25 protein-coding genes are annotated in these 24,598 nt (G+C 48.4%); 12 read left to right on the forward strand and 13 right to left on the reverse strand.

Features of this window, described 5'->3' with window-relative positions; all coding sequences use genetic code 11:
• Positions 1 to 13: 13 nt before the first annotated feature.
• A complete protein-coding gene (locus ACYZZ0_RS10590) occupies positions 14 to 706 on the forward strand; it encodes a potassium channel family protein (protein ID WP_461536592.1) in 693 nt (230 codons plus the stop codon).
• Here ACYZZ0_RS10590 and ACYZZ0_RS10595 read toward each other — a convergent pair.
• Entirely contained in the window at positions 691 to 1,293 is a 603-nt protein-coding gene (locus tag ACYZZ0_RS10595; RefSeq protein ID WP_461536593.1) for a lecithin retinol acyltransferase family protein, read from the reverse strand. The two genes, ACYZZ0_RS10590 and ACYZZ0_RS10595, sit on opposite strands and share 16 nt — an antisense overlap.
• Positions 1,294 to 1,352: 59 nt before the next feature.
• Positions 1,353 to 1,682: a VOC family protein gene (locus ACYZZ0_RS10600; RefSeq protein ID WP_461536594.1), complete on the reverse strand. Its 330-nt coding sequence runs from the start codon at positions 1,680 to 1,682 to the stop codon at positions 1,353 to 1,355.
• A gap of 502 nt (positions 1,683 to 2,184) precedes the next feature.
• On the opposite strand from ACYZZ0_RS10600, the gene alaE reads away from it, so the two are divergent.
• Together alaE and ACYZZ0_RS10610 are read left to right on the forward strand one after the other, a co-directional pair.
• Positions 2,185 to 2,616, forward strand: coding sequence for an L-alanine exporter AlaE (gene alaE, locus ACYZZ0_RS10605; protein ID WP_461536595.1), 432 nt, complete (start codon positions 2,185 to 2,187; stop codon positions 2,614 to 2,616).
• A gap of 350 nt (positions 2,617 to 2,966) precedes the next feature.
• A complete protein-coding gene (locus ACYZZ0_RS10610; RefSeq protein WP_461536596.1) occupies positions 2,967 to 4,283 on the forward strand; it encodes a short-chain fatty acid transporter in 1,317 nt (438 codons plus the stop codon).
• A 48-nt stretch (positions 4,284 to 4,331) separates the two neighbouring features.
• Here ACYZZ0_RS10610 and ACYZZ0_RS10615 read toward each other — a convergent pair whose 3' ends face one another.
• A complete protein-coding gene (locus tag ACYZZ0_RS10615) occupies positions 4,332 to 5,021 on the reverse strand; it encodes an O-methyltransferase (RefSeq protein ID WP_461536597.1) in 690 nt (229 codons plus the stop codon).
• Positions 5,022 to 5,116: 95 nt separating this feature from the next.
• On the opposite strand from ACYZZ0_RS10615, the gene ACYZZ0_RS10620 reads away from it, so the two are divergent.
• A complete protein-coding gene (locus ACYZZ0_RS10620; protein ID WP_461536598.1) occupies positions 5,117 to 5,407 on the forward strand; it encodes an Rdx family protein in 291 nt (96 codons plus the stop codon).
• A gap of 277 nt (positions 5,408 to 5,684) precedes the next feature.
• On the opposite strand, the gene ACYZZ0_RS10625 is transcribed toward ACYZZ0_RS10620, so the two are convergent.
• From ACYZZ0_RS10625 to ispZ, 4 genes are all read right to left on the reverse strand, one after another.
• Entirely contained in the window at positions 5,685 to 6,233 is a 549-nt protein-coding gene (locus tag ACYZZ0_RS10625) for a class I SAM-dependent methyltransferase (protein ID WP_461536599.1), read from the reverse strand.
• Positions 6,234 to 6,412: 179 nt separating this feature from the next.
• On the reverse strand, positions 6,413 to 7,084 hold the full coding sequence (locus tag ACYZZ0_RS10630) for a TIGR04211 family SH3 domain-containing protein (protein ID WP_461536600.1): 672 nt from the start codon (positions 7,082 to 7,084) through the stop codon (positions 6,413 to 6,415).
• A complete protein-coding gene (locus ACYZZ0_RS10635) occupies positions 7,081 to 7,383 on the reverse strand; it encodes a YciI family protein (protein WP_461536601.1) in 303 nt (100 codons plus the stop codon). The genes ACYZZ0_RS10630 and ACYZZ0_RS10635 overlap by 4 nt, the downstream gene beginning before the upstream one ends.
• A gap of 60 nt (positions 7,384 to 7,443) precedes the next feature.
• The gene (ispZ, locus tag ACYZZ0_RS10640) at positions 7,444 to 8,025 is read right to left on the reverse strand and encodes a septation protein IspZ (protein WP_461536602.1); all 582 of its coding nucleotides are present in this window, start codon (positions 8,023 to 8,025) and stop codon (positions 7,444 to 7,446) included.
• A gap of 167 nt (positions 8,026 to 8,192) precedes the next feature.
• Here ispZ and ACYZZ0_RS10645 point away from each other — a divergent pair, with 167 nt between their 5' ends.
• The gene (locus ACYZZ0_RS10645) at positions 8,193 to 9,083 is read left to right on the forward strand and encodes a PHP domain-containing protein (protein ID WP_461536603.1); all 891 of its coding nucleotides are present in this window, start codon (positions 8,193 to 8,195) and stop codon (positions 9,081 to 9,083) included.
• 4 nt (positions 9,084 to 9,087) lie between these two features.
• Positions 9,088 to 9,960: an energy transducer TonB gene (locus tag ACYZZ0_RS10650; protein WP_461536604.1), complete on the forward strand. Its 873-nt coding sequence runs from the start codon at positions 9,088 to 9,090 to the stop codon at positions 9,958 to 9,960.
• Here the strand turns inward: ACYZZ0_RS10650 and ACYZZ0_RS10655 are convergent.
• From ACYZZ0_RS10655 to ACYZZ0_RS10665, 3 genes are all read right to left on the reverse strand, one after another.
• Positions 9,955 to 10,500 (reverse strand): hypothetical protein, encoded by a 546-nt coding sequence (locus ACYZZ0_RS10655; protein ID WP_461536605.1) that lies wholly within the window; start codon positions 10,498 to 10,500, stop codon positions 9,955 to 9,957. The genes ACYZZ0_RS10650 and ACYZZ0_RS10655 overlap by 6 nt on opposite strands.
• Before the next feature lie 159 nt (positions 10,501 to 10,659).
• A complete protein-coding gene (locus tag ACYZZ0_RS10660; protein ID WP_461536606.1) occupies positions 10,660 to 11,202 on the reverse strand; it encodes a hypothetical protein in 543 nt (180 codons plus the stop codon).
• 47 nt (positions 11,203 to 11,249) lie between these two features.
• A complete protein-coding gene (locus ACYZZ0_RS10665) occupies positions 11,250 to 12,515 on the reverse strand; it encodes an MFS transporter (RefSeq protein ID WP_461536607.1) in 1,266 nt (421 codons plus the stop codon).
• A 183-nt stretch (positions 12,516 to 12,698) separates the two neighbouring features.
• On the opposite strand from ACYZZ0_RS10665, the gene ACYZZ0_RS10670 reads away from it, so the two are divergent.
• The gene (locus tag ACYZZ0_RS10670; RefSeq protein ID WP_461536608.1) at positions 12,699 to 14,753 is read left to right on the forward strand and encodes a TonB-dependent receptor domain-containing protein; all 2,055 of its coding nucleotides are present in this window, start codon (positions 12,699 to 12,701) and stop codon (positions 14,751 to 14,753) included.
• Positions 14,754 to 14,788: 35 nt separating this feature from the next.
• On the opposite strand, the gene ACYZZ0_RS10675 is transcribed toward ACYZZ0_RS10670, so the two are convergent.
• Together ACYZZ0_RS10675 and ACYZZ0_RS10680 are read right to left on the reverse strand one after the other, a co-directional pair.
• Positions 14,789 to 15,208 (reverse strand): c-type cytochrome biogenesis protein CcmI/CycH, encoded by a 420-nt coding sequence (locus tag ACYZZ0_RS10675; protein ID WP_461536609.1) that lies wholly within the window; start codon positions 15,206 to 15,208, stop codon positions 14,789 to 14,791.
• Between the two features lie 73 nt (positions 15,209 to 15,281).
• Positions 15,282 to 17,216 (reverse strand): TonB-dependent receptor plug domain-containing protein, encoded by a 1,935-nt coding sequence (locus ACYZZ0_RS10680; protein WP_461536610.1) that lies wholly within the window; start codon positions 17,214 to 17,216, stop codon positions 15,282 to 15,284.
• Positions 17,217 to 17,527: 311 nt separating this feature from the next.
• Between ACYZZ0_RS10680 and ACYZZ0_RS10685 the strand changes: the two genes are divergently transcribed.
• On the forward strand, positions 17,528 to 18,151 hold the full coding sequence (locus ACYZZ0_RS10685) for an L-threonylcarbamoyladenylate synthase (RefSeq protein ID WP_461536611.1): 624 nt from the start codon (positions 17,528 to 17,530) through the stop codon (positions 18,149 to 18,151).
• 76 nt (positions 18,152 to 18,227) lie between these two features.
• On the opposite strand, the gene ACYZZ0_RS10690 is transcribed toward ACYZZ0_RS10685, so the two are convergent.
• The gene (locus ACYZZ0_RS10690) at positions 18,228 to 18,623 is read right to left on the reverse strand and encodes a hypothetical protein (RefSeq protein ID WP_461536612.1); all 396 of its coding nucleotides are present in this window, start codon (positions 18,621 to 18,623) and stop codon (positions 18,228 to 18,230) included.
• 464 nt (positions 18,624 to 19,087) lie between these two features.
• Between ACYZZ0_RS10690 and acs the strand changes: the two genes are divergently transcribed.
• From acs to ACYZZ0_RS10710, 4 genes are all read left to right on the forward strand, one after another.
• Positions 19,088 to 21,037, forward strand: coding sequence for an acetate--CoA ligase (gene acs, locus ACYZZ0_RS10695; protein ID WP_461536613.1), 1,950 nt, complete (start codon positions 19,088 to 19,090; stop codon positions 21,035 to 21,037).
• Between the two features lie 145 nt (positions 21,038 to 21,182).
• Complete coding sequence (locus ACYZZ0_RS10700) at positions 21,183 to 22,580, forward strand: hypothetical protein (RefSeq protein WP_461536614.1); 1,398 nt, start codon at positions 21,183 to 21,185, stop codon at positions 22,578 to 22,580.
• A 24-nt stretch (positions 22,581 to 22,604) separates the two neighbouring features.
• On the forward strand, positions 22,605 to 23,201 hold the full coding sequence (locus ACYZZ0_RS10705; protein ID WP_461536615.1) for a TetR/AcrR family transcriptional regulator: 597 nt from the start codon (positions 22,605 to 22,607) through the stop codon (positions 23,199 to 23,201).
• Positions 23,202 to 23,296: 95 nt separating this feature from the next.
• Positions 23,297 to 24,529 (forward strand): NADH:flavin oxidoreductase/NADH oxidase family protein, encoded by a 1,233-nt coding sequence (locus ACYZZ0_RS10710; protein WP_461536616.1) that lies wholly within the window; start codon positions 23,297 to 23,299, stop codon positions 24,527 to 24,529.
• Positions 24,530 to 24,598 lie beyond the last annotated feature (69 nt).

Here is a 24,598-nt window from a genome sequence, read left to right on the forward strand (position 1 = left end):
AGGCTAAATTAATATGCAGCAAGCGCCCCGATTTGGCTTTTCATCACTGCTGACCGGAATGATTGGCATCCAGCTGCTGTTTCCCTATGTCGTTCACAGTCGCTTTGCCGGTTATTTTCTCGGGATTGGCTTGTCGTTGTTGCTGATTTCCTCGGTCTATATCTTCAGTCATCAACGGCGGGTGTTGATTACCTCCGCAGCACTGGCAATACCGACATTTGGCAGTACCTGGTTTGCTCAATTGTACCCCAACCCGGTCATCAGTATTTTTGATACCGCGACTAATGCCCTGTTTTTCGGTTATGTGATTGCGCAGCTGATTGCGAAGGTGTTCAGTACCCGTCAGGTAACCCGGGACACCATATCCGGCAGTATCTGTGTTTATCTGTTGATTGGGTACTTCTGGACCTTTCTTTATCTTCTCTGTGACCATATCTGGCCGCAGTCATTTGAAGGGCTTTCTGCCGGCGTCATGGTTTCAGAGTACAACTATTTTTATTACAGCTTTGTCACCCTGACGACATTGGGATATGGCGATATTGTCGCTCGTACGCCACCCGCTCAGTCACTGGCGGTTATGGAAGCGATTACCGGGCAGATTTATCTGACGGTGATGGTAGCCCGGTTGGTAGGGATGCATATCAGCCAGGGGATAAGTAAACAGGAACAGGAATCTGCAAAACGGACAGACTATACCGAATCCTGAGACTCTATTGAGTTCTGGATAGTGGGCGATTCTTCTTCGGACTGTTTTTGAGAGCTGTTGGTTTCGTCCTGCTGCTTGGCTGCAGTTTTTTTTGCTTTGCGATTCTTATACCAGACCTGTCCTGCAGCAAGACCGGCAGCAACCAGTGCGCGTCGATAAGGTTTTTTTTCGGCCGGTGTTGAAAGACTTGCCGAAGCCATGGTCAGAGCTGCTGTTTTCAGTATTTTATTTTTGGTCAGCAGTGCAGTACCAGCTCCTACTGCGGCAAGGACGTATTGTTGAATCTGACGGCTCTCCTTGTTCAGACCATGAACGTGGCGAACAAAGTGCTCACAGTTTTCCGACATTACCCGGTAGCGGGTACCTAACAGTTTCTTTGCCTGTCTGACTGCGTTGTCGGGGTCATCTCCCATGATATCGCTGACAATAATATCCCGGCCATCCGCGAAGTCTTCCAGTGTTTCCCGGGTAACCTTGCCCCGTTTGCGGGAGTTATGAATAACGCCACCGTCACCATCGGCCAGGCCAAAATGCCAGAATGCGATACAGTCTATTTTCAATACGGTGCCGGCAGGGTAACGCTGCATGGATAACCTTCCTTGTTCAAAACGCCCAAGGTAACCCTGCCGTATGGGAGAGAATATTGTCAACTCTCCTTAGTAGAGACGTATTGCAGTAGCTCGACCGGAGCGCCATTGTCTTCGATAAAGGCAACGCGCAAGCCTTCAGAGGGGCTGGTCGGCTCGATAATAACCTTCTGACCTTCCAGAGCCTTGTCCAGATCCTCCACTTCAAATGCCACGTGGGGTACGGTCTTTACCAGTTCGGGCGTTGGGCAATCCGGCTCGAATCTCATCCATTCGATCTTCCACGGGCTTGATTCATAGCCACTGACATACATTTTCAGGTGTGGTAGATGACGCTCACCGGGCTTCTTTTCTGTCGTCGGGATACCGAGATGGTGATATTTGAGCATGGGTTTTTCTACACCTGCTTCAGGCTGTGGTCAGAACTGAAGAGTATAGGAGAGGTATTTGCTTTAGGTGTTATAGCTAGATATTTATTGAAGTTGTGGTTTTAGTGTCTGCTTTTGTGGTTTTTGGTTGGTGTAATAATCTGAAAATAATAAAAGTAAGAATAAAACAACTATTGTCTTGTTCGGGTTTTGGCGCTACCTTATGCCCCGCAAATCAAGAGGCAATTTCTTTGTCGTACAGGTGTCCTGCCTGTCTCGGTTTTCTGTGCTCCCCTGCACAGCCGTTCTCTTGTTTTCATCATTGACTCAAGTGTGCCGTTGAAGCGATTTCTGTCAGTCAGAATGACAGACCCCCTTTGCTTTTGACTGCTTTTTTCCGTCTGGTACCGGAACCCGCAATCTGGTACCAGCGGATTCTTTTGAATTTTTAAAAAGAATTTTTCAGATACGAACAAATAAAAATTCTTTTGTGTGTGATACGAGTTTTGATCGGGAGGAATCAATGTCTGTAAAACGTGAATCTCTGGCTGATATCTTTTCATTGATTTCTTTTGGTTTCATTATTGGAATGGCGGTTGAATTGTTTGTTGCCGGCCTGAGTATTGACCAGTCATTACAATCCCGCCTGATGAGTATTCCGGTAAATATGGTGATTGCCCGTCCTTACGGTATTTACCGGGACTGGCTGTTGGCCTGGGGTGGGGCTGCCAAAGGCGGTTTTCTGCGCAGCACCGTACTGGATATCCTGGCTTTTATCAGCTTCCAGATGCCGGTTTACGCCATGCTGGTAGCTGGCACCGGGGCTTCCAGAGAGCAGGTTGTGACCGCCTGTGTGGGTCAGATTGGTGCTCTGGTCTTGATGGCCCGCCCGTATGGTATGTGGATGCAGGTGTGCCGTAACTGGTTTACTGCAGGAAGCCTGAGAACCGCCTGAGCCTAAATAAGAAAGTGATGTTTTAAAAAGCCTTTACCGTAATTTCGGTAAAGGCTTTTTTATTGGTTGAGTTTGTTTAATTCTGTATTTTAAAAACAATTTATTAAATCCCATCTAACATTACACCTTTGTGCATACCGTGGTATTAATAAATTAAGTGCCCGGTCATTTTCTTTTGAGTATTTTGGCGTGTGGATTTTTTCATCCTTCAAGGCGCAGCGTCGGGAGCGTAGCAGTAGCTACGTGACCAGAGCTGCAACGCAGCAAGGGTGGAAAAAGACGCCGCCAAAATATTTGAAAGCAAGTGTCTGGGTGCTTAAGCAACGGAATGCGATATAAGGATTAATGAAATGATGCGAAGGCTGACCGGCTTTTTTGACCATTTGATGCGGCATTATCTGCCGGATCCATTCGTACTGGCCATTATTCTGACGCTGCTGACATTCGGGCTGGGTATGCTGACCACAGATACCTCCGGTTTGCAGATGGTGCAGTACTGGGGCGACTCCTTCTGGAAATTGATGCCTTTCACCATGCAGATGGTACTGGTGCTGGTTACGGGTTATGTGCTGGCTGTTGCTCCGATCGTTTCATCCTTTCTGCAGCGATTGGCCCGACTGGCCAAAACTCCGGGGCAGGGCATTGTGCTGGTAACGTTGGTGGCTTTTGTAGGTTGCTGGATTAACTGGGGCTTCGGGCTGATTACCGGAACCCTGTTTGCCCGCCATGTGGGCAAGCATCAACCGATGATTGATTACCGCCTGCTGATTGCCAGTGCCTACAGTGGCTTTTTGATATGGCATGGTGGCCTGTCCGGTTCGGTGCCTTTGACGGTGGCTACTGAAGGTCATTTTATGAAGGAAATCATGGGCATTATTCCTGCCTCTGAAACCCTGTTTTCCCATTTCAATCTGGTGATTCTTGGTATTCTTCTGGTAGTGATGCCGTTGTTGAACCGTTTGATGATGGTTCAGACCCGGGATCAGATTCTGGTGGATGCCGACTTGATTCACAGCGATACCATACGTGAACATGAAGAACCGGATACCCCGGCGGGTAAACTCCAGCACAGTCGTGCCCTTGTTATTATTCCCGGATTACTTGGGCTGGGCTATGCCATTCAGTATTTCTATTTAAATGGTCCGGCATTGACACTGGATATCGTCAACTTCCTGTTTCTGGCGCTGGGTCTGGTCTTTCATGCTCATGTTGGACGCTTTATTGCCGCGGTGACTGCCGGAGTCAAAGGCGCTGGTGGCATTATTATCCAGTTTCCGTTTTATGCCGGCATTATGGGCATGATGATTTCTTCCGGACTGGGCGCGCAGATCACCGAGTTGTTTGTATCGATTTCAACCCCGGAAACCTTCTCTCTATATACCTTTCTCAGTGCTGGCCTGCTGAATATGTTTATTCCTTCCGGTGGAGGGCAGTGGGCGGTGCAGGCACCGATTATGATTCCGGCAGCTATTGAGCTTGGGGTGGAACCAGCCAAAGCGGCAATGGCCATTGCCTGGGGTGATGCCTGGACCAATATGATTCAACCCTTCTGGGCACTGCCGGCATTGGCTGTAGCCGGACTGCAGGCACGGGATATTATGGGCTTCTGCCTGATGCACCTTATTGTTAGTGGTTTTGTGATCGGCGGGGTTTTCTTGCTGATGTGATAATGCAAGTCAGACTGCGGCTAATGGTTCAGCCGCAGTCTGAATATTTCAGGGCGTCACTTTACGAATAACATTCAGACCATCTGCGATTGGCAGGAATACATTCTCAAGCACCGGTGACTCGGCAATATAACGATTCATTTCATCAATGGCCTGATCCCGCACATCTTCCGGATTCAGTACATTACCTTTCCACAGGGCATTATCGATAATAATCAGACCACCTTCCCGTACCTTGGGCTCGGTCAGTTTCAGGTAGTTAAAGTAGTTACGCTTGTCGGCATCGATAAATACCAGATCGTAGGTTTGATCCAGTGTCGGCACTGTTTCCATGGCATTGCCGAACAATGGCGTGATCTTATTGCCATGAGGACTGCGGTCAAAGAAAGTCTGCGCAAATTCAATCGCTTTCGGGTTGGTTTCACAGCAGGTTACCTTGCCATCATCAGGCAGTGCCTCGGCCAGAGACAGGGCGGAGTAACCGGTAAACATCCCGATCTCCAGTACATTTCTGGCCTGCAGCAGTCCTGCCAGCAGCTTCAGGGTACGGCCAACCAGTCGCCCCGACAGTTTGCCCGGCCAGGCCATAACGTCATAAGTCGATGTTACCAATTCCTGCAGCAGCTCAGGTTCCGGTGTCGTTAGCTGTTCACAATAAGCTTCGACTTCAGGGTGGGTAATGGCAACGGCAGGTTCAATGGTTTGTGGCTGAGGCTGGCTTTTTTCAGCATCACTCATAGGAGGGTCTCTGAACGGGGATGGTAAAATGACGGAAGATTTTATTTATCTGCTGCTCGACTGTACAGTGTTGGCGATTGATGTGGAGTAAATCTGTGATAAGTACCGAAACCCCCAAACCTTCTGTTGCTATTGAATATTGTACCGGCTGCCAGTGGCTGCTAAGGGCGGGCTGGATGGCACAGGAGCTGTTGATGACATTCAGTCAGGATCTTGCTGAAGTAAAGCTGGTGCCAGGATATGGTGGCGTGTATCGAATCAGTGTCGATGGCAAGCAGATTTGGGACAGGAAAGAAGATGGTGGATTTCCACAACCAAAACAGATTAAACAACGGCTGAGAGATTATATTGAACCGGAAAGAAATCTTGGTCATATAGACAAATAATTAGACCTTTCTATACCTGAATATCAAGAGTGATCTCAATATGTTGCGAAATGTCATTCTCTGGAGGCTGTACTAAAAAATGAGCTGCAGGATTGGGCAGGCAGAATTATTGAGATCCAGTTCCAGACGATATCGATCAGCTTCTGCAAGAAGCAACTGCGGCGGCGGTAGAAAACAGAGCAGAGTCAGGAGTTACTCAAACCCCAACTTCACCGCCAAAGCTGTCTCAAGGAACAGAAAATCTGGATAGAAAAAGTAATATGAAGTAGACGCCAAGCTATCTGGAGCTTATCAATATCGTGTCCTGCCCCAGAACTTCAGTTTTCACGGCGTAGCGACTGGACAGCCAGTCAAAAGTGCTTTTGGAAAAAAAACAGATGTGTGTAGGGTCCCGAATATAGTGCCAGTTTGCAAAAGCCTCCCGGTTTTTGACCAGTTTTGTCATCAGCCCCAATGTTCCACCGGGTTTCAGCAGGCTTAATAGTAAGTCTATGACCTCCCCGGGACTGGCCAGATGCTCGATAACCTCGGTAGCGGTAATAAAGTCATATTGCCGTTCAAGTGTGGTTGGGTCGTTAGCATAATAAAGGTCATATACCTTCATCCTGTAGCCCGCTTCCGAGAACATTTCGGCCAGTGCCGGCCCTGGACCACAACCGAAATCAAGCCCTTCTGCTTCTGAAGTAATTCGCTCACAAACGGGCTCGTATATTCGACTGAGAAAACGGCGATAACCGGGGTCATCAACCTGGTTATTATGCTGATCATATATAGCTTTCTCATCTTCAGAAGAAAGATGAAACTCCGGTGGAACGAATACCAGCATGCAAGCAGCGCAGCGAACATAACTGCGAAACTTGTCCTGATGCCAGGGGCTGGAATCGACGTCGGAATTACATAGCGGGCAAGAATACATAACAAGCCTTGATGAAAAAATGCCGCCAGATGATTTCTTCCGGCGGCATTTATATTAAGCATTTCGAGAGCGATTCGGGGGCTGAGAACTTATACCCAGTCAGAACGCTTTTTACGCGGACGCATATTAGGCAGCACAAGACCCAGGACGACGCCACCCAGTATGGCTCCGGCTCCACTCAGGAACCAGGCTACTTTGTGGTCGCCAGCCATTTTCTGGGCTTCACCTTCAACAACCTGTAACTGGTTTTTCAGTTTCAGGTTTTCTTCAACCAGAACCTTATTACGTTCATCAATGGCAAGGCTGCTGGCTGAAATTTCCTTGATACGTCTTAGCTCGCTGGCCAGACTTTCCTGTTCGGAAGTGGCCGTAGACCAGGATTTTTCCAGGGAGCCCAGCTTCTTGTTCAGCTCCGATTTATCACTTTTCAAGGAGCTGTTTTCTTGTTGCAAACGTGTCAGCTGGGTTTTGACATTCTTGATTTCATTACGGGCTACCGGCGTATTCTGCAGATACTGGCTGCGAATAAAGCCTTCCTGTCCGTTTTCCAATCTGACCTTGGTAAAGGTTTCACCTTGTTCTACCACGGTCATCGCAGTGCCACTGGGCATGCCGCGGTGAATAATCCGGTATTCATTGCCCGGTCCGGAGCGGACCGGGACATAAAGCACATCCGTGATATAGACAGTTTCTGCCTGCGCCAGTGTCACTCCGGACACCAACGCAAAAGCAGCAATCGATTTTTTCAGGAGTCCTTTCACTGAGGAAATACCTGCTTGAACGGTTTAACAGTTACTTTGGCATAAACACCGGCTTCGATGTAAGGGTCTGCATCGGCCCACTGCTGAGCTTCTTCCAGTGAAGCAAATTCTGCAACAATCAGACTGCCGGTAAAGCCGGCTTCACCCGGGTTGTCACTGTCAATTGCAGGATGCGGACCCGCCAGCACCAGCCGGCCGGCACCCTGTAATTGACTCAGACGGGCCAGATGAGCTTCACGGCTGGCCTTGCGGCGAGGCAGGCTGTTCTCAACATCTTCACTGATAATGGCGTACAACATTGCATTATTCCTTGCTTGTTCGATTGCGGTGTTGAGATCAACACCGCGAAGATATAAAAATCAGGACTGGGTATCTTCCGGCTTGAGGTAACGGGCCAGAAAGGCAAACTGGATGATCACAAACAGGATGGTAAGGATCAGACTGCCGAAGACCTTGAAATCGACCCAGATGTCATGGAAGGTAAACGCCACAAACAGGTTGGCGGCACCCAGAGCAATAAAGAACCCTACCCAGCTCAGGTTGAGTCGGGTCCACAGGGCATCGGGCAGTGTCATGGCGTGATCCAGCATACGCTGAATCAAAGGCTTTTCCCCGATATACTGGCTGCCGAGGAAGGCAACAGCAAAGATCCAGTTAACAATGGGGGCTTTCCATTTGAGGAAGGTTTCATTGTGAAAGGCCAGCGTCATGCCGCCAAACAGCAGCACGGCAACCAGAGTGATCAGCTGGCTTTTTTCGAGTGTTCTGTGCTTCAGATACAACAGGCCATACACCAGTACGGATGCCACAATCAGTATCAGGGTGGCACTGAACGGGCCTCCCAGTTCATACTGGTTGCCGGCAACAGAAATAAGGCGCGGATCCATTTTATAGACAACGAAAAATGAGATCAGCGGAATAAAGTCGATAATCTGTTTCATCAGTTCTGGCTGTTCCACCTGATTATTTAAAGGGGCAGGTTGTCCTGATTAAGGTACACCTGCCCATTAGACTCAAATCATGCCAACATGGGGGCAAGGCTTGAGCGCAATAAGCATAGATTTTAAAGGCAATACCATTGACGTTAAACAGTCATGAGCATAGTAAATTGCACGATTCTTCCAGTGAATTATCGGATATTCGGCCCCTGAAAGTCGACCTGCACTGTCACAGCACCGCATCGGACGGCTCCCTGCCACCCTCCGATGTACTTCAGCGCGCACGGGAACAGGGCGTTTCCCTGCTGGCATTGACTGATCACGACACCACCCGCGGGGTGAGGGAACTGCTGGATAAGGGCATTCCCGAAGATATCCGGTTGCTTCCCGGGATTGAACTATCAACCCGCTGGGGTACCAAAGAGATACATATTGTGGGTCTTGGCTTCAATATCAAGGCCCCACTGCTGGAAAGTGTCGAGCGGCTGCAGGCATCCTCACGTCAGCGCCGGGCAGAACACATTGCCGGCAAACTGGGGCGACGTATGAAAATACCCGCGGAAACCGTGCTGCAGGAAACCATGGTATTCAGTGGTGGTAACCCGCCGGTGCGGCCTCATTTCGCTGACTGGCTGATAGAAAAAGGTGCAGTCTCCGAGCGGGAGCAGGCTTTTCGTCGTTATATCGGGGCAAATAAAGTCGGTAATCTGAGCAAGTTCTGGCCCTATATGTCACAGGCTGTAAAGTGGATCAAGGAAATGGGCGGTATTGCGGTGCTGGCCCATCCGGGAAAATACCGGGTATCTCCCAGTCAGCTCAGGGCCATTATCAAGGATTTTGCTGAGGCCGGTGGTGAAGCAATGGAGGTAACCGGCGGTATGCAGCCTCCCGGTCAGGCTGAGCAGATGGCCAGATTAGCGGATGAATTCGGATTAATGGCATCTTGTGGCAGTGATTTTCATCATCCCGATAGTAGTTGGATTGAACTGGGCAAAGTCGGCAAACTCCCCGAAGGGTGTCAGCCGGTGTGGATGGACGAGAGAATAAGTAAAGAGGGCTAGCCGGTTGCTCAATAGCTACAGAGTAAAGGTTGTTTCTGTACTGTTGGCGTTGCTGCTGCATGCCGGTGTGCTGGGGATAAACTGGGAGCCGGATTTATCAGGGGCCGCTGCGACGGTGGCTGTAAAGAAACCGCTGCAGATTGCGCTTGTGCAGAAGGCAGACGAGAGTGGCCTGCAGCAAGCTGTCCCTGCTGAACTTTCACCTGCTGAACCTGCACAACCAGAAATCGTAACCCGGCCAGAACCGATACCTGAGCAGGAAAGAAAGTCTGAAGATAATCCTGCTCAAAAAGTATCAGAATCTTCCGAGGCCATCGTCACACAAAGTGAATCAAAAGTTGTAAAGCATGAAAAGATAACGTCTGAAGATAGACTTCCATCTACTCCAATAGAACCGGTAAAAAGTCCCCCTGTGCTGGAGATTGCTGATCAAGATGTAGTAAAAACTGATAAAGCCAGAATCAGGAAGGAAGATACTGAGCAGCCCTTGCAGGATAAAAATCCGACTACGGGTACTGATGATACTAATCAGGCTGCCATTCAGGCCTCAATGGATATAAAGACCGACAGTCAGCCGCTTGCGGCTGGCAGTAACCAGAGCGATCAGGATATATCCTACCGTCAATTGCTGCGTAGCAGGATTGAACAGCACAAAAGATATCCGCGGATGGCTCGCTTGCGTCATCGGGAAGGAAAGGTAAAACTCAGGCTGCAGATTGAAGGTGATGGTCAGGCCAGTGTGTTGGAAATGATAGAAGGTGACTCGCTGTTTGAATACAGCAGTCTGCAGGCTGTACGGGAAGCGCTGCCATTACCGCCACCTGACGGTGTGATGATACCAGTACGGGTGGATCTGACTTTGTATTACCATTTATAGATCCACATCGGAATCGGGACTGCCGGATTTGAATTTATACGCCCGGCCCCGGTTGGCGCTTGAAAAATGGGCTTTGTATAAAGCTAGATAATCGTCGTTTACTTCGGTGGCATTGATTCTTACCCAGATATAGCAAAACCAGTAACTGATTTTGACGCCGACCGCAACATGATCAGGATACCGTAACACTCGAATACGCTGCACCACCGAGCTGCCTTCAGGAAGCGTAATCCGCAAACAGCGCTGGTTATAGGTCTGGCTTTCAATGGTATAGGGACATTCAGGATACCGGTCTTTCTTCTTGTCACCGATTTTAAGAAAACAGAGCCCTTCATCAGCCCCGGAATCTGTTTTTATCAGCACTCTGGGGTGAAACACAATTTTCTTGATGCCCAGATTTATGCAGCCCACGGCTTTGAAGTAAGCCTGCCTGGCACTGAGAACCTGGATATCGGCAAAACCGATATCAGCCGCTTTGCTGTAGAGTTTATAGATACCGGGTTTGGGAATAATGCCAAAAAACTCTGTCAGTTCTGCCATATCTGCACACTCACAACAGCCAATATCAGACGGTCAATGTGTGAATGCTATTTTATGTTAACTGAATAGATTCTATTAGTGGGCAAGATAAGTGAGGGTAAAATCAAGATAATCGGTATTTTTCAGGGTTGAAGTGCATGAATATTCGTTGAAGTGAGTTCAGACATCCCGTTCACCAGGGTCAAGAAAGCGGTACTCATGACCAACCACCCTGTCAAAAGCTGTCATATAAGGTGCCAGATAATCTTGTTCAGCGGCTTCACCACTGACCCGAGCCCAAACATATGCTGGACTAAGGTTGATCTTGACCCCGACAGCGACAGAGTCATCGTAAGATACAATCCGTACCCGTTTCAATATAGGGCTGGCATTTTCCGGTAATACGATACGCAGACAACGACGTCCATAGACTTTAGAGTCGATCGTGTATTCACAGGTGAACTTACTGCGACCCATCTGCATATCGCAATGTCCTTCATCTGCGCTGATATCATCCATTTGAATACGGATTTTGGGATGAAACAGGGGGAAGGGACGAATCCGTCCGACAAGCTTGAAATAGGCATTGCAACTGTTGAGCGTGTGCAAATCGACAAAGCCAACACTGTTTTTGCAGCCAAAAATCATATTATACAGTCGGTAAGTTCCCGGGCCAGGCATCACCGCAAAAAACTCTTTCATATTGGCCATGTTGTCACTCACCTAAATACTATTTTTCTGCCACCTAAAAATAGAGCATGAAAATGTTATTAGAGTTTTCTGAGACTAAGATAATACCGATCTTTCCAGTTATAAGTGAGAAACAGCAAGTTAATGGCAAAAGTGCTAAGAATAATGCCCGGTGCGAGCATAACACCGTGGTTGCATAGCCATTCCAGCAACAAGGGGGTCAGGCCGCCGAAGAGAGAAAAGGCAAGGTTATGGCAGAAGGCCACCCCGGAGTAGCGCGCTTCGGTAGGAAACAGTTCTATCATTGCGGCCTCGTAAACACCCATAACCAGCGACATTGACGTCGCAATAAGAATAAAACACAGCCAGATATAAAATTCGCTTCCCGAGTTGTTTAGCAAGTAAAAACAGGTAAATGATGCCGGTGTGAGTAACAAGGCACAGGTATTGATCAGTGTCAGCCGGCCGCATAGATCGGAAATAATAGCAACAGGAATCGATAAGGTGACGACCAATAAAAAACCGATGCTGGTAATTGAAAAAGAGGTGATCAAAGAGTGGTTCAGGTAGTGTTGCTGGTAATGCGGAAAGAACAGCAGTACTGAAACAAAAACGGCTGGTACTGCAGCAAGAAAGGTGCCTTGCCAGAGTGCTCTGCCATGCTGTTTGATCAGGGCTTTGGCTGGCCACTGTTGCTGTTTTTGCTGTAATTGAAGGGTTTTGTAGGCACGGGTTTCTGTCAGTGACTGCCGTAGCCAATAACCAATTAATCCCAGGATGGCTCCAGCAGCAAACGCCAGCCGCCAAGCCCAGTCATAAACGGCAGCCTCCCCAAAGTAACTGAACAAGCTCATCACAAAGACTGAAGCCAGTACATTGCCCAGAGTTACACCACTGACAATTAATCCGGTAACAATGCCCCGCTTACGCGCCGGACTGTGCTCTGCAGCAAAGACAACGGCGCCGGGTATTTCTCCACCCAGTGATATGCCCTGCAGCAGTCTAAGAATGAACAGCAGGCAGGGGGCCAGACTTCCCAGCGTTGCATGAGTAGGAAGCAGGGCGATACCCAGCGTGCTGAAGGACATCAGGATGATGGAGTACTGATAGTAACGCTTTCGCCCGAAGCGATCGCCCCAGTGACTGAACAGAAACCCTCCGGCAAAACGAGCCAGATAACCAGCGAAGAACAGCATCAATACCGGCATGATCTGATCCAGCCCCGACTGATCGGGAAAGAAGTTGCGGGCCAGTACAGGAGCGAGAAAGATCAACAGGGTGAAATCAAAAAACTCCAGGGTTGAGCTCAATGAGGTAATCAAGCGCAGTCGTATAAGAGAGTTCAATGCGGTCTCCATCTTTTGCAGCCGGACTTCCGATTCTAGGAAGTGATTTTTCTGCAAGGGGTTGTTGACCCGATGGATTGGGTAATTTTTCCGCTGAATGGTCGGTTTCGTGGACTAGACTTGCAGCCAAAGTTATCCGGTAGCGGCCGGATCAAAAGAAAAATACTGCGGCAGGAATGCGCTATGGGTACAGTGAATGTGCGGGCAAGATTTCTCGTTATGTTGGTTGCCGGATTGCCAGGTCTGAGCTTTGCCGGATCTGATGATGGCTTGAATGAAATCGTGATTGAAATTAACGCACCGGCCGAACCATTAACTGCCGGGCAAAATCTGTCACTGGAAGGTCTCAACCTCAATAGTGCTGCAGACATGGGAGAAGCCCTGAATAATGTGCAGGGACTGGAGTCGGGTCGCAAGGGCGGGCGAGGATTTGAACCGATCATTCGAGGTCAGCAGCAATCCCGAATCAGCATTCTGACTGATGGTACCCGTGCGGCAGGTGCCTGCCCTTCAAGAATGGATCCGCCGGCAGGGCAGTTCAGTCCTGCCGGATATGACCGGGTAACCGTGCTGCAAGGTATATCAACACTGCAGTATGGTGCCTCACCTTCCGGAGGCATTGTTCTTTTTGAACGTGATCGCAGGCATTTTTCTGACTCAGGCACTTCCGGACGGATATCGACAGCCTATAAAAGCAACCGTGACAGCTGGCATAGTGAAGCCGACTGCAGATTTGAATCGCTGACTGGCCAGTTACGGCTTTATGCAGAAACTACGGATCAGGGTAACTACCATGATGGCAATGGCAATATGGTCAGTGCCGCATGGAAAGGAAGTTCCGGAGGATTGCTGTTTGCACTGCCACTGGCTGGTGGTTCAAGACTGGAGCTGAATATCGAAACTGTAAATGATAAAAACCTGCTGTATGCCGGTAATGGTATGGATGCACCCTATGGCGACAGTGAATCCTGGCGATTGATGTGGCAGGGAACGGCAGGGTGTTTTGACAGTGTGGAGGTTAATTTCTGGCAAACTGCAGTCAGGCATTTAATGGATGATTACACCCTGCGAGATCGAAAGCCTGGCAGTCGCTATGGTGTGCGTGCACCATCAACAGCAACAACGACAGGCTTCCGAGCTACCGGTTTGTTTAATCATGATGCTGCTGTCATAACGTGTGGTGTCGATTGGCTAAGGACTGAGCAGGATGCCAGTCGTTGGAAAGTGGATAAACAAGGCGTTATTAATAATCGTCTGGTGTCGATGTTGTGGCCGGATATTGAAATACAGCAGGCTGGATTGTTTAGCGAACTGGATTATGACATTGATGCCCGCAACAGTTTTAAAGCCGGGTTGCGCTATGACTATGTCGAAACCCGAGCCCGGAACGCGGTAAAACCTGAATTAAAGCGTGCCAACCCTCAACGCCTTTACAATCAATACAGTGGTTCCGGCAGACTGTCGCGGCATGATAATAATATCAGTCTGCTATTGGGCTGGAGTTGTGAGTTAAGTTCGCAGGACACCTTGTCTGTTCAAACCGCACGTACCCGTCGTAGTCCGGATGCTACTGAGAGTTATATTGCATCATTCGGTGGATGTTGCAGTGGTAGTGGCAGCTGGGTGGGGAATCCCGGGCTGAAACCGGAAACCCATCAGCAATACAGTATGGAATTGTTACACCAACAGCAAAAGCTGGAATGGCTGGGGACCATTTGGTGCGATGATGTATCGAATTATATCGAGCGCTATCAGCACCAGGGTGTGACCCGCTATCAAAATACTCGGGCCAGACTCTGGGGAGCAGATCTTGGTGGCAGGTTTGCTTACAGTGATTCCTGGAATTATCGTGCGGGTTGTAGCTGGGTTAAGGGGCGGGACACCTCAAATCATCATGATCTGGCCCAGATACCTCCACTGACACTTACATTGGGAGCGGATTATCTATATCAAGGGCTGCGTTGCAGTGTGGACTGGTGGTTGGCAAGGCGGCAAACAAAAATAGACAAAACCAGTGGTCTGGATGCTAGTGAAACACCTGGATATGGTGTGGTGAATTTCAGTAGTGAATATAAAGTAACTCCGTCACTTGCTTTGCAGGCGGGCCTTGAAAACCTGTTCGATAAAACCTGGGCGCGGCATATCAGCAGTATTTCCAGAGATCCGTTCAGCCCGGATGCGGTCCGGGTGAATGAACCCGGACGCAGGCTGTGGTTGAAAGCAATCTGTTACTGGTGAGGGTATTTTATCTACTCTGACATCAGAGGAGCGGATCAATTTTCCAGTGCTGACTGATTAATCAAAACGGTAGTTTTTACCTGCTGTCCTTCTGACAGGTCAAAGGCTTCTGTCTTGCCAACCTTGTCGAGCTCACTGGTCTTGTGAGGATCTCCAGAGCTGGAAATTTTGGCTGTCACTCGAACACGGTCAGTCCCTGCAAGGGTCAGGTTCGGTAGAATATACATATCTTCAGTCAACAGAATAGTATCAGGAAGATCGGCTACGGTTAGCTGAGCTGAAGTCAATGGTATTTTATTACCCGGGTGGGATGCATAGACATAGACTGGCCATGATGGATCCATACTGGCCTGCAGCGATTCTGCCAGTTGTACCCTGACCTCTATCTGTTTTCCATCTGCTGCGACAGTTGTCAGGGAAAATAATACAGTGAACAGGAAAGTAATCAGACGCATGGTGTCTTCATCTCCAACGGATTAGCAAGTGTCAGGAGAAGCCTGGTTAAGGCTTCCCCCTTCAGGTCAATAATCAGAAATCTACAGTGACGTTTGCAAACAGTTCCCTACCGGTATCTGAATACGTTCCGGCAATGCTATTCTTGTCTTTCTCTGCCGGGTACACGTCAAACATGTTTTTAACCCCGAAGTTGACTGATACGTTGTCGTTAAACCGCTTGTGGAATGACAGGTTAAACAGGTCGTAACCGGGGATCTTGGCCTTTATGGATCGGGCATTCGGGCCACGCACTGAACGGGTCTCATATTGAGAGCCGATATACTGCCAGTCGAGTTTGGTCTTCAGGCCGAGAGCTGCCATCTTGTAAGTAACTGCAGCAGATACTTCGTGATCAGAGCGTTTTTCCAGTCGCTCGTCAGTATCCTTGTCTTTCGGATCAAGGTAGGTGTGGCTGAAATCGAGCTGGATTGCTTCATTTACCCGATAGCCTGCTGTGGTCTCAATACCCTTGATTTTGGCGTTATTGACGTTGGTGTACTGTAACCGGACTACTCCCTGAGCCGGATCAAAGCCCAGTGATTTAGTTGTAATCAGATTTTCCACATCATTGTAAAACAGGGTGGTGGAAAAGTTCAGATCACCGGTATGAATGGATAATCCGGCTTCAAATGTTTTGCTGGTTTCAGGCTTCAGGTTGCCGTTACCGATAATCTGATAGCCGGCGCTTTTATTGGTGTAGATATAGTTCTCTGAGCCTTCGTTGACGGAAGGTGACTTGAACCCCTGTCCATACCCGAGTTTGAATCCGATGGCATCATTGAATGCATAATTCAGATAAGCCTTTGGACTGAACTTGCTGCCGTACTGCTTGTGATCATCGTAGCGGGCACCCGCTGTAAATGTCAGGGAATCAGTCAGGGCAATACGGTCTTCTGCAAAAGCTGACAGATTAGTGAACTTATCCTTGAAGGAAATATCAGTACGTTCGGACTCTTCTGTAGAGTACTCGGCTCCGGCACTGAGAATCTGGTTATCAGTCAGATTTCCGGTAATATCCAGAGTTGCCATATTCTCGGTGATATTCCGGTTATAGCCGCCGGATATGTTCTTGTTTTTGGACTGACTCTGATAAGCCAGTGCCTTGACATCGAAACCGGCCAGTGATGTTTCGTATCCGACACTTACCTGATGACGTTTGATATCGTAGTAGGGGGTTGATGGGTGATCTTCCCTTTCTTCCTTTCCATAAATAATACCCAGTGTCAGCAGATCGTTATTGGGCAGATTGATACCGGTTTCGGCCAGAATATTGGTCAGCTTTTTACCCTGTTCCGCAGATTTCAGCTGGTTGCCGTTAACATTGAATTCTTTCTGGAATGGATCTGATTTCCGGTGCTCAATGGAAAACTTCAAATCTGCTTTGTCAGATAGCGGGCCACGTGCACTATAGCTGACCGCATATTCGTCACCACCATCTGCAGAGTGTATTTTTGATGCTTCGGCACGGGCTGACTGCTTCCACTCTTTTCCCGCACCTTTAGTAATGATGTTGATAACACCGCCGATAGCGGAAGAGCCGTAAAGATTGGACATCGGCCCGCGAATAACTTCGATGCGGTCAATCATGCCGACAGGTACCCAGTTATACTGGAAATTTGAAAACGGCACTGTGGCATCGGTGTCACTGATTCTTTTGCCATCCACCAAAATCAGGGTGTGATCAGTTTGCATGCCACGTATTCTGATCCCTTCACGGCCTGAGCCTACCCGGCTGGTGGAAAGGCCTGGCAGGGATTCAATAGCTTCCAGCAGATTGGTGGCTCCACTCAACTCAATATCTTCCGCAGTAACAACACTGACAGTACCGGCAAAGTCTTCGGCAGAAACCGGAGCCTTGGCTGTTACAACAACCGGACTCAGTTCAGTCGGGTCTGTAGCTGCATGGGATTGCAGGGTGATAACAGCAGCTGACAGGAGTGATATACGAAACTTTGCTGGTATGGTCATGGTGAACTACGTCTTTGTGAGTATTATTGGCTCGGCAATAATACTTAAATGATAATTATTATCAATTGCGTTTGAGGTTTTTGTTTCTTGCTCTGTGCTTGCGGGTTGTCGTCATGATTAATTACAGGGATTGCGGTTGTTGTTTGTCTCCGTATAATCGCGCGGCATTGACCCGGACATAATCCGGACCGGAATGACCATGAAAACGTTACCTGTTTTCATGTCAGCAAACAGGCGCCTGTTATTGCTCGTGGTTAGATTGGTGAAGACCCGGGTGCCAAAGTGGTGCGTCAAAGGGGAGAACCAAAGGGATGAGTCAGCTGTTCAGAATGCATCCGGATACACCTCAGCCTCGGCTGATCCGGCATGCGGTAGAAATTCTGCGAAAGGGCGGTGTTATTGCATACCCAACCGACTCTGCCTATGCCCTTGGTTGCTGTATGGGTGAGAAGAAAGCACTGGACCGGATTCGCCAGATACGCCAATTGGGTGATAAACATAACTTCTCACTTATCTGCCGTGATCTGTCCGAACTGGCGACTTATGCCAAGGTGGATAACTCTCTCTATCGCCTGTTGAAAGCACATACTCCGGGTGCTTACACCTTTATCCTGAATGCCACCACAGAAGTCCCTCGTCGCTTGATGCATCCCAAGCGCCGTACCATTGGTCTTCGGGTTCCGGATCATGCCATTACCCAGGCACTGCTGGCTGAGCTGGGCGAGCCTTTAATGAGTACTTCCCTGATTTTGCCGGGTGAAGAAGAACCAATGAATGACTGTGAAGATATTCGCTGGCGGCTGGAGAAGCAGCTGGATCTGATTATTGATGGTGGTTATTGCGGACTGGATCCGACCACTGTGATCAGCCTGACGGACGCCGTACCGGAAGTGATCCGTGAAGGTGTAGGCGATGTAGAGCCGTTTGCCTACTGATAGTTATCAGGAAGCGAATATTGTTGCTGATGTCGGCCGCCTTATTTATCAGGCGGCCATTCGGGCAGGCTGGCTCTTAGCAACCAAACTTCTGCTGAATTCTTTTCACCATATCCAGAATTTCATCGATATTAAATCTGGCCACATCAATATGGTAATACTGCCCGTCCAGCCGAGGCTCTTTGACAGGAGGCTGGATGCAGGCCCCAAACAGCTCGGTCAGGTAGTCGAGAGAACGATCAACGGACGCTGAGTCAGGGCAGGTAGGTGTAACGCCAAGATTAATCGTTAACCGGTCATCAACCCAGTGATGCATTCTTACAGCACAACCTCTGGTGCCAAACGCTGTTTTAATAATTGTTGTATAGCCAACTTCTCCATGACCTCCGGTCTTGGGCTTACCTGTTCTTGAACTCAGGTCATCAAGGTATTCGGCAACGGCATACAGTCTGGAATCAGCCTCTCGTGCCATATCAGTATCATCTCTTTAATGATTAAAAGGGCGGGCAATTCTGGATATTGTCCAGATAAGAAGAAAGGGCATTTACGGCCTCTGTTTAACCGCTTCCGGTGCCCTTGAACTGAAGTCGTCACGAATCTGGATGGCAAAGTTATACCCGGCCGTAAGTATATAATTATGTAACTAATGTGATATTTACTCTGGATTGCTGCGGAAACTACTGATACTCTGCAAGCCATCTGGGAAAAGCAGTACAGAATTCGCGCTGGTAGCATTGCCCCCCACTTTACATGGCAGTTGCATCAGCCAGCGAATTGATATCGCACCAAGCAGCCGTGAGCGGAACAAGTAGCCGTGAGCAGAAAATGCAGCTCACACCGAAAAATAAACAGTGCCACAGAGCCTGATAGAGCTGCATTCTCATATTAAAAATAAAAACAAGCGATACAAGAATAAGAAAAACAAAGAGGGACAACATGACGGAAGTAACTGTTTATCCGGTACAGCCGGAGGTGAAGTCGTCAACTCTTGCGGATAATGACCGCTATCTTGCCATGTACCAGCAGTCTGTCGAAGATCCTGAAGGATTCTGGAGTGAACAGGCTCAACGTCTTGATTGGTTCAAACCTTTTACCCAAGTGAAGGATGTCTCCTTCGCCAAAGAAGATCTGCATATCAAATGGTTTTACGACGGTGAATTGAATGCGTCGTACAACTGCCTGGATCGTCACCTGGAAAAAATGGGCGATCAGACCGCCATTATCTGGGAACCGGACGAGCCGGGTGCAGAGCGCAAAGTGTCCTATCGTGAACTGCACGAAATGGTCAACCGCATGGCCAATGGTCTGAAAAGCCTGGGCGTGAAGAAAGGCGATGTGGTTGCGATCTACATGCCGATGATCGTCGAATCAACGGTAGCCATGCTGGCCTGTAGCCGGATCGGTGCTATTCATTCCGTTGTTTTCGGCGGTTTCTCACCCGAAGCCCTTTCTGGTCGGATTATTGACTCTAACGCCAAGGTGGTACTGACTGCTGATGAAGGTCGTCGAGGTGGTAAATCTGTGCCACTGAAGGCCAATGTTGATCTGGCGCTGGAAAATCCGGACGTTAACACCATCAAGAAGGTGGTCGTGTTCCGTCATACCAAGGCTGATATTGCCTGGAACGATGCCCGCGATGTGGACTGGAGTGAACTGTCTGAACAGTCTTCTGCGGTCTGCGAACCTGAAGTGATGAATGCGGAAGATCCGCTGTTTATTCTTTATACCTCTGGTTCTACCGGCAAGCCTAAAGGCGTACTGCATACTACTGGTGGTTATCTGGTTTATGCGTCAATGACTCATGAATATGTCTTTGACTACAAGCCGGGTGATGTGTATTGGTGTAACGCTGATATCGGTTGGATTACCGGTCACTCTTATGTCACCTATGGTCCGCTGCTGAACGGTGCAACCATGGTGATGCATGAGGGTATTCCCCAGTATCCGACCAAGAACCGCCTGAGCCAGATTGTCGACAAGCACCACGTTAATATTCTGTATATTGCTCCGACTGCAATCCGGGCCCTGATGGCAGATGGTGAAGAATCTGTTAAGGGAACCCACCGTAGCAGCCTGCGCCTGCTGGGTTCTGTCGGTGAGCCGATTAACCCGGAAGCCTGGCACTGGTACTACAAGCATATTGGTAACCAGTCCTGCCCGGTTGTTGATACCTGGTGGCAGACTGAAACCGGTGCAGCGATGATTACTCCGCTGCCGGGTGCGACCGATCTGAAACCTGGTTCTGCAACCCGTCCGTTCTTTGGTGTACAGCCAGCACTGGTAGATGGTGAGGGTAATGAGCTGGAAGGTGCAGTCGATGGCAACCTGATTATCAAGGACAGCTGGCCCGGTCAGGCACGGACTGTTTTCGGTGACCATGACCGCTTTATCCAGACCTACTTCTCTACTTTTGATGGTGTTTACACTACTGGTGATGGCGCTCGTCGTGATGAAGACGGTTACTACTGGATTACCGGCCGGGTGGATGACGTCCTCAACGTATCTGGTCACCGAATGGGTACCGCAGAGATCGAATCTGCACTGGTTGCTCATACCAGTATTGCTGAAGCAGCAGTGGTTGGTTATCCGCACGATATCAAGGGGCAGGGCATCTATGTGTATGCTTCCCTGTACCATTATGTCGAGTGCTATGACACTCTGGTTGCTGACCTGAAAGCCTGGGTTCGCAAGGAAATCGGTCCGATTGCTACGCCGGATATTATCCAGCTGGTACCGGATCTGCCCAAGACCCGTTCGGGCAAGATCATGCGCCGGATTCTGCGCAAGATTGCTGCTAATGAGTGTGACAGTCTGGGAGATACCTCAACCTTGGCTGACCCGAGTGTGGTTGATCATTTGATTGAGAATCGGATCAGTACTTCCTGAACACTAGAGTAACCAAAGTACTGTAAATTTGAAAAACCACATCCTGACTTGAATCAGGATGTGGTTTTTTTATGGTATTTATTTATTAATTCCGCACTTGATCTAGGATGCTAAATCATAAGTTCACTAATTGCGGAGAGAATTAATGTATAAATCAGGGGGAATACTTGTTTTATGCCTTTTCTTTGCTGTTACCGTCTCTGCAGGTCTACATAAAAATAAAACTTCTGATAGTTTTACACCTTTAGAACAAATTAAGGATTATTTTTCATGTGTTGAAAGCTCAGCATTTTTAGAATATGAAATGCTGTCGCATGTGCTAGAGAATAATTCTTTTCCTGATCTTCGTTATTTTAATTTCGCGCCGGATAGTCTTATTGCAGGCCCATTTTTGAGTTGTTGTAGGAGAAATAGACCTGAACGAAGAGTTGGACAAACATACTCATCTTCGATAGCAGAAATTTCTTATAGGGTTGAAAGAAACTCCTTAACCTATGACACTAATACTCAAACAAGAGAACTGGTTGAGGTGATTCTAGCTGAATTAAGAAATGGCTCTATCCCAGAAAGTGGAAGGGATGGAAGTATTGTGACTCTGGAGGGTGATGTTATCTATAATGAGCTCCTCTGGCCTATTGTTGTGTATGATGCATCGGTTATTACTCGAGACTCTAGAGAATGGGTTTCATTTCAACGAGAGTGTGAGTGGGGTAGAAAATTATGGAGCTATGATTTTTTTTCTGAACTATATTGTGCTTTTGGTGGAGATTTTAACACAAACGATCCGGAACCCACTTGTCAGGTTTTTTCCCGATATGATAAAAGTTTGATGGATTTATTAGTTCCTTCGGATAAATCAAGTAAATATATTGGTATTAAACCTGAGCTGTTGCTGGGATATGTTTACAATCTATTGGGTGGTATCTTAAGCCTGAATAGAGATCATGGAGCTGTTCATATTTGTCTTTTTCCTAGTTTGATTGATGTGGTTGAAGATGATAGCGCCGAAAGCCAGAGTCATGTTTTAATCGGTTGTCTTGATGCAATTTTTCCGCAAGGAACCCAGGTAAATGATATTGATTGTCCTGAAACTTTTTTACCGCCCGAGATTATATTTGGAGAAGATGAAGAACCAAGATATGAAGCATCTCTTTCTGTTTCTATGTGGCAGTTGGCTATTATTTTGGGGATGATGGCAGACATCGACTTTTTCTATCAGTTCTATTGCGGGAGTCTTCCTGATGCATTGGAAGGTCCTGATAATATAAACATGAAAGAATTTTCCCGGTCACTTCAGAAGAAAGTGACAACAAATATCCATGCTTATGGTGTTCATAATTTATATGCAAGTTCGTTAGGTCATTTGAAAGCGGAAAGCTGCTTTTACTCATTAGATAATATATCAACAAATGGTATTTTACTTATAATGGCAGCCTACCTTTTGCACCCAGATGCAAGCCAAAGACCAGGGTTGGCAGACGTGGTCACTTTCCTTAGACAGTTTTCTGACATGGAGCCGAGATTCTTAGAGCTTGCATTGTAAGACGACCGGTCATATTATTCCCCCATGGCAAGACCAAGACGCAGTGAACACAGTCGGCAATCCATTCTCGAGCAGGGAGTAGAGTTGCTGTCAGAGCAGGGCTATCACGGTACTGGATTGAAGCAGATTCTGGATGCGGTGAAAGTACCCAAAGGCTCTTTTTATAATTACTTCCCCAGCAAGGAACATTTTGTTGCCGAAGTCATACGACACTACGCGGACAGAATGACGACCCAGCTGGAGGCAGGTATCGGTGCCAGCAAGGCTTCACCAGCAGAGACAATACATAATATCTACAGTTTTATTATCCAGTACCTGCAGCAGGATGACTGTCGCAAGGGATGTCTTCTGGGTGATTTGACCGCAGAAGTTGGAGGAACACATCCTCTATGTACTGAAGCGCTGCAGGAAGGGAGACAAGCCTGGTTGTCCCATTTTGTGGTGTTAATTGAGCAGGGACAGCAGCAGGGTGAATTCCGGCAGGATATTTCGGCGGCTGAACTGACTGAGCTGTTCTGGAATTTGTGGGAAGGTGGCCTGTTGCAGATGAAGCTTGAAGGTTCTGCGGAGGCATTAAAACGGGCTCTGGATCTGACACTGAATCACCTGTTCAGGCCCTGATTATCGCGTTAAGCACCCGGATGCATATCCGGGTATTTTTTGGTCTTATTTAAAGACGACCGGTCTAATAAATGAATTGAGAGTAGGTGTGAATCATGGGTGAGAACGTGAAACTGGATACATCGCTGCAGCTGACTTCTGCTGTCACTATAAAAAACAGATTCTTTAAATCAGCGATGAGCGAGCAACTGGGAGACAAGCAGCATAATCCCAGACCTGATCTGGCCCGATTGTATGGTACCTGGGCTGCAGGTGGTGTTGGTTTGAATGTCACCGGCAATGTGATGATTGATCGTACTGCTTTGGGAGAGCCGAAAAATGTTGTGCTGGATGAACAAAGTGATCTGGCCTTGTTCCGTCAGTGGACGAAAAGCGGCACCCAAAATAACACCCAGTTGTGGGCGCAGTTGAACCACCCGGGTAAGCAGATTCCGGCTATTCTGACCGAAGAGCCGGTAGCACCGTCAGCCATCCCGCTGACAGGTGGCTTGGAAAAAGGATTCAATACACCCCGGGCCCTCACCGAATCCGAAATACAGGCCATTATCCAGCGCTTTGCGACATCCGCAGGGTTGGCAAAAGAGGCTGGGTTCAGTGGTATCCAAATTCACGGTGCCCATGGTTATCTGGTCAGTCAGTTTTTGTCCCCGCGTCATAACCAGAGAATCGACCAGTGGGGTGGTTCGGCTGAAAACAGAATGCGGTTTGTGCTGGCGGTCTACCATGCCATTCGGGAAAAAGTAGGGCAGGATTTCCCGGTAGGCATCAAGCTGAACTCGGCGGACTTTATGAAAGACGGTTTTACCGAGGATGAGTCAATGGCTGTGGTTCGGGCACTGGATGAAGCCGGCATCGATTTGATTGAAATTTCCGGTGGCACCTATGAATCACCCAGTATGATGGGTGCTAATGTTCGGGAAAGCACTCGTCGTCGGGAAGCCTACTTTCTGGAATATGCAGAAAAAGTCCGCCAGCAGATTAAAACGACACTGGTAGTTACAGGCGGTTTCCGTTCTTCTGAAGCCATGACAGCTGCCTTGCAGTCAGGTGCAACCGATATGATCGGTGTTGCCCGGCCGATGGCGCTGCAGCCTGATCTGCCTAATAAGGCAATTGCCGATAGCAACTACCGCATTGCATTCAATCGGCCATCTACTGGAGTCAAGGCGCTGGATCGAATGGCGATGCTGGATATTACCTGGTTTGAAGCACAGTTGCAGCGCATAGGCAGCAAGAAACTGCCGCAGGCTAATCTGTCGGCCTGGGTTGTTGTAGCACAGATGTTTATGAGTCTTGGCAAACACGCTTTCCAGAAGCGGAGGGCCTGAGTAATTGCCAGAATCATTGCTGCTCTGCAGAGCAGCAATGATTCTGAAGACCCTGAAAATTTTGAAATA

Origin of the sequence: Spongorhabdus nitratireducens (genome assembly GCA_947387575.1) — a bacterium.
In the GTDB taxonomy this organism is placed as follows: Bacteria; Pseudomonadota; Gammaproteobacteria; order Pseudomonadales; family Endozoicomonadaceae; genus CANDOC01.

Bases quoted from the DNA above. Each gene is read 5' to 3' on its own strand.
- ACYZZ0_RS10635 (WP_461536601.1), bottom strand. From the start codon at position 7,383: ATGTTGTACGCCATTATCAGTGAAGATGTTGAGAACAGCCTGCCTCGC.
- ACYZZ0_RS10600 (WP_461536594.1), bottom strand. From the start codon at position 1,682: ATGCTCAAATATCACCATCTCGGTATCCCGACGACAGAAAAGAAGCCC.
- ACYZZ0_RS10685 (WP_461536611.1), top strand. From the start codon at position 17,528: ATGAGTCAGCTGTTCAGAATGCATCCGGATACACCTCAGCCTCGGCTG.
- acs (WP_461536613.1), top strand. From the start codon at position 19,088: ATGACGGAAGTAACTGTTTATCCGGTACAGCCGGAGGTGAAGTCGTCA.
- ACYZZ0_RS10700 (WP_461536614.1), top strand. From the start codon at position 21,183: ATGTATAAATCAGGGGGAATACTTGTTTTATGCCTTTTCTTTGCTGTT.
- ACYZZ0_RS10615 (WP_461536597.1), bottom strand. From the start codon at position 5,021: ATGAGTGATGCTGAAAAAAGCCAGCCTCAGCCACAAACCATTGAACCT.
- ispZ (WP_461536602.1), bottom strand. From the start codon at position 8,025: ATGAAACAGATTATCGACTTTATTCCGCTGATCTCATTTTTCGTTGTC.
- ACYZZ0_RS10590 (WP_461536592.1), top strand. From the start codon at position 14: ATGCAGCAAGCGCCCCGATTTGGCTTTTCATCACTGCTGACCGGAATG.
- ACYZZ0_RS10670 (WP_461536608.1), top strand. From the start codon at position 12,699: ATGGGTACAGTGAATGTGCGGGCAAGATTTCTCGTTATGTTGGTTGCC.
- ACYZZ0_RS10690 (WP_461536612.1), bottom strand. From the start codon at position 18,623: ATGGCACGAGAGGCTGATTCCAGACTGTATGCCGTTGCCGAATACCTT.
- ACYZZ0_RS10675 (WP_461536609.1), bottom strand. From the start codon at position 15,208: ATGCGTCTGATTACTTTCCTGTTCACTGTATTATTTTCCCTGACAACT.
- ACYZZ0_RS10680 (WP_461536610.1), bottom strand. From the start codon at position 17,216: ATGACCATACCAGCAAAGTTTCGTATATCACTCCTGTCAGCTGCTGTT.
- alaE (WP_461536595.1), top strand. From the start codon at position 2,185: ATGTCTGTAAAACGTGAATCTCTGGCTGATATCTTTTCATTGATTTCT.
- ACYZZ0_RS10625 (WP_461536599.1), bottom strand. From the start codon at position 6,233: ATGCTGGTATTCGTTCCACCGGAGTTTCATCTTTCTTCTGAAGATGAG.
- ACYZZ0_RS10705 (WP_461536615.1), top strand. From the start codon at position 22,605: ATGGCAAGACCAAGACGCAGTGAACACAGTCGGCAATCCATTCTCGAG.
- ACYZZ0_RS10655 (WP_461536605.1), bottom strand. From the start codon at position 10,500: ATGGCAGAACTGACAGAGTTTTTTGGCATTATTCCCAAACCCGGTATC.
- ACYZZ0_RS10710 (WP_461536616.1), top strand. From the start codon at position 23,297: ATGGGTGAGAACGTGAAACTGGATACATCGCTGCAGCTGACTTCTGCT.
- ACYZZ0_RS10595 (WP_461536593.1), bottom strand. From the start codon at position 1,293: ATGCAGCGTTACCCTGCCGGCACCGTATTGAAAATAGACTGTATCGCA.
- ACYZZ0_RS10610 (WP_461536596.1), top strand. From the start codon at position 2,967: ATGATGCGAAGGCTGACCGGCTTTTTTGACCATTTGATGCGGCATTAT.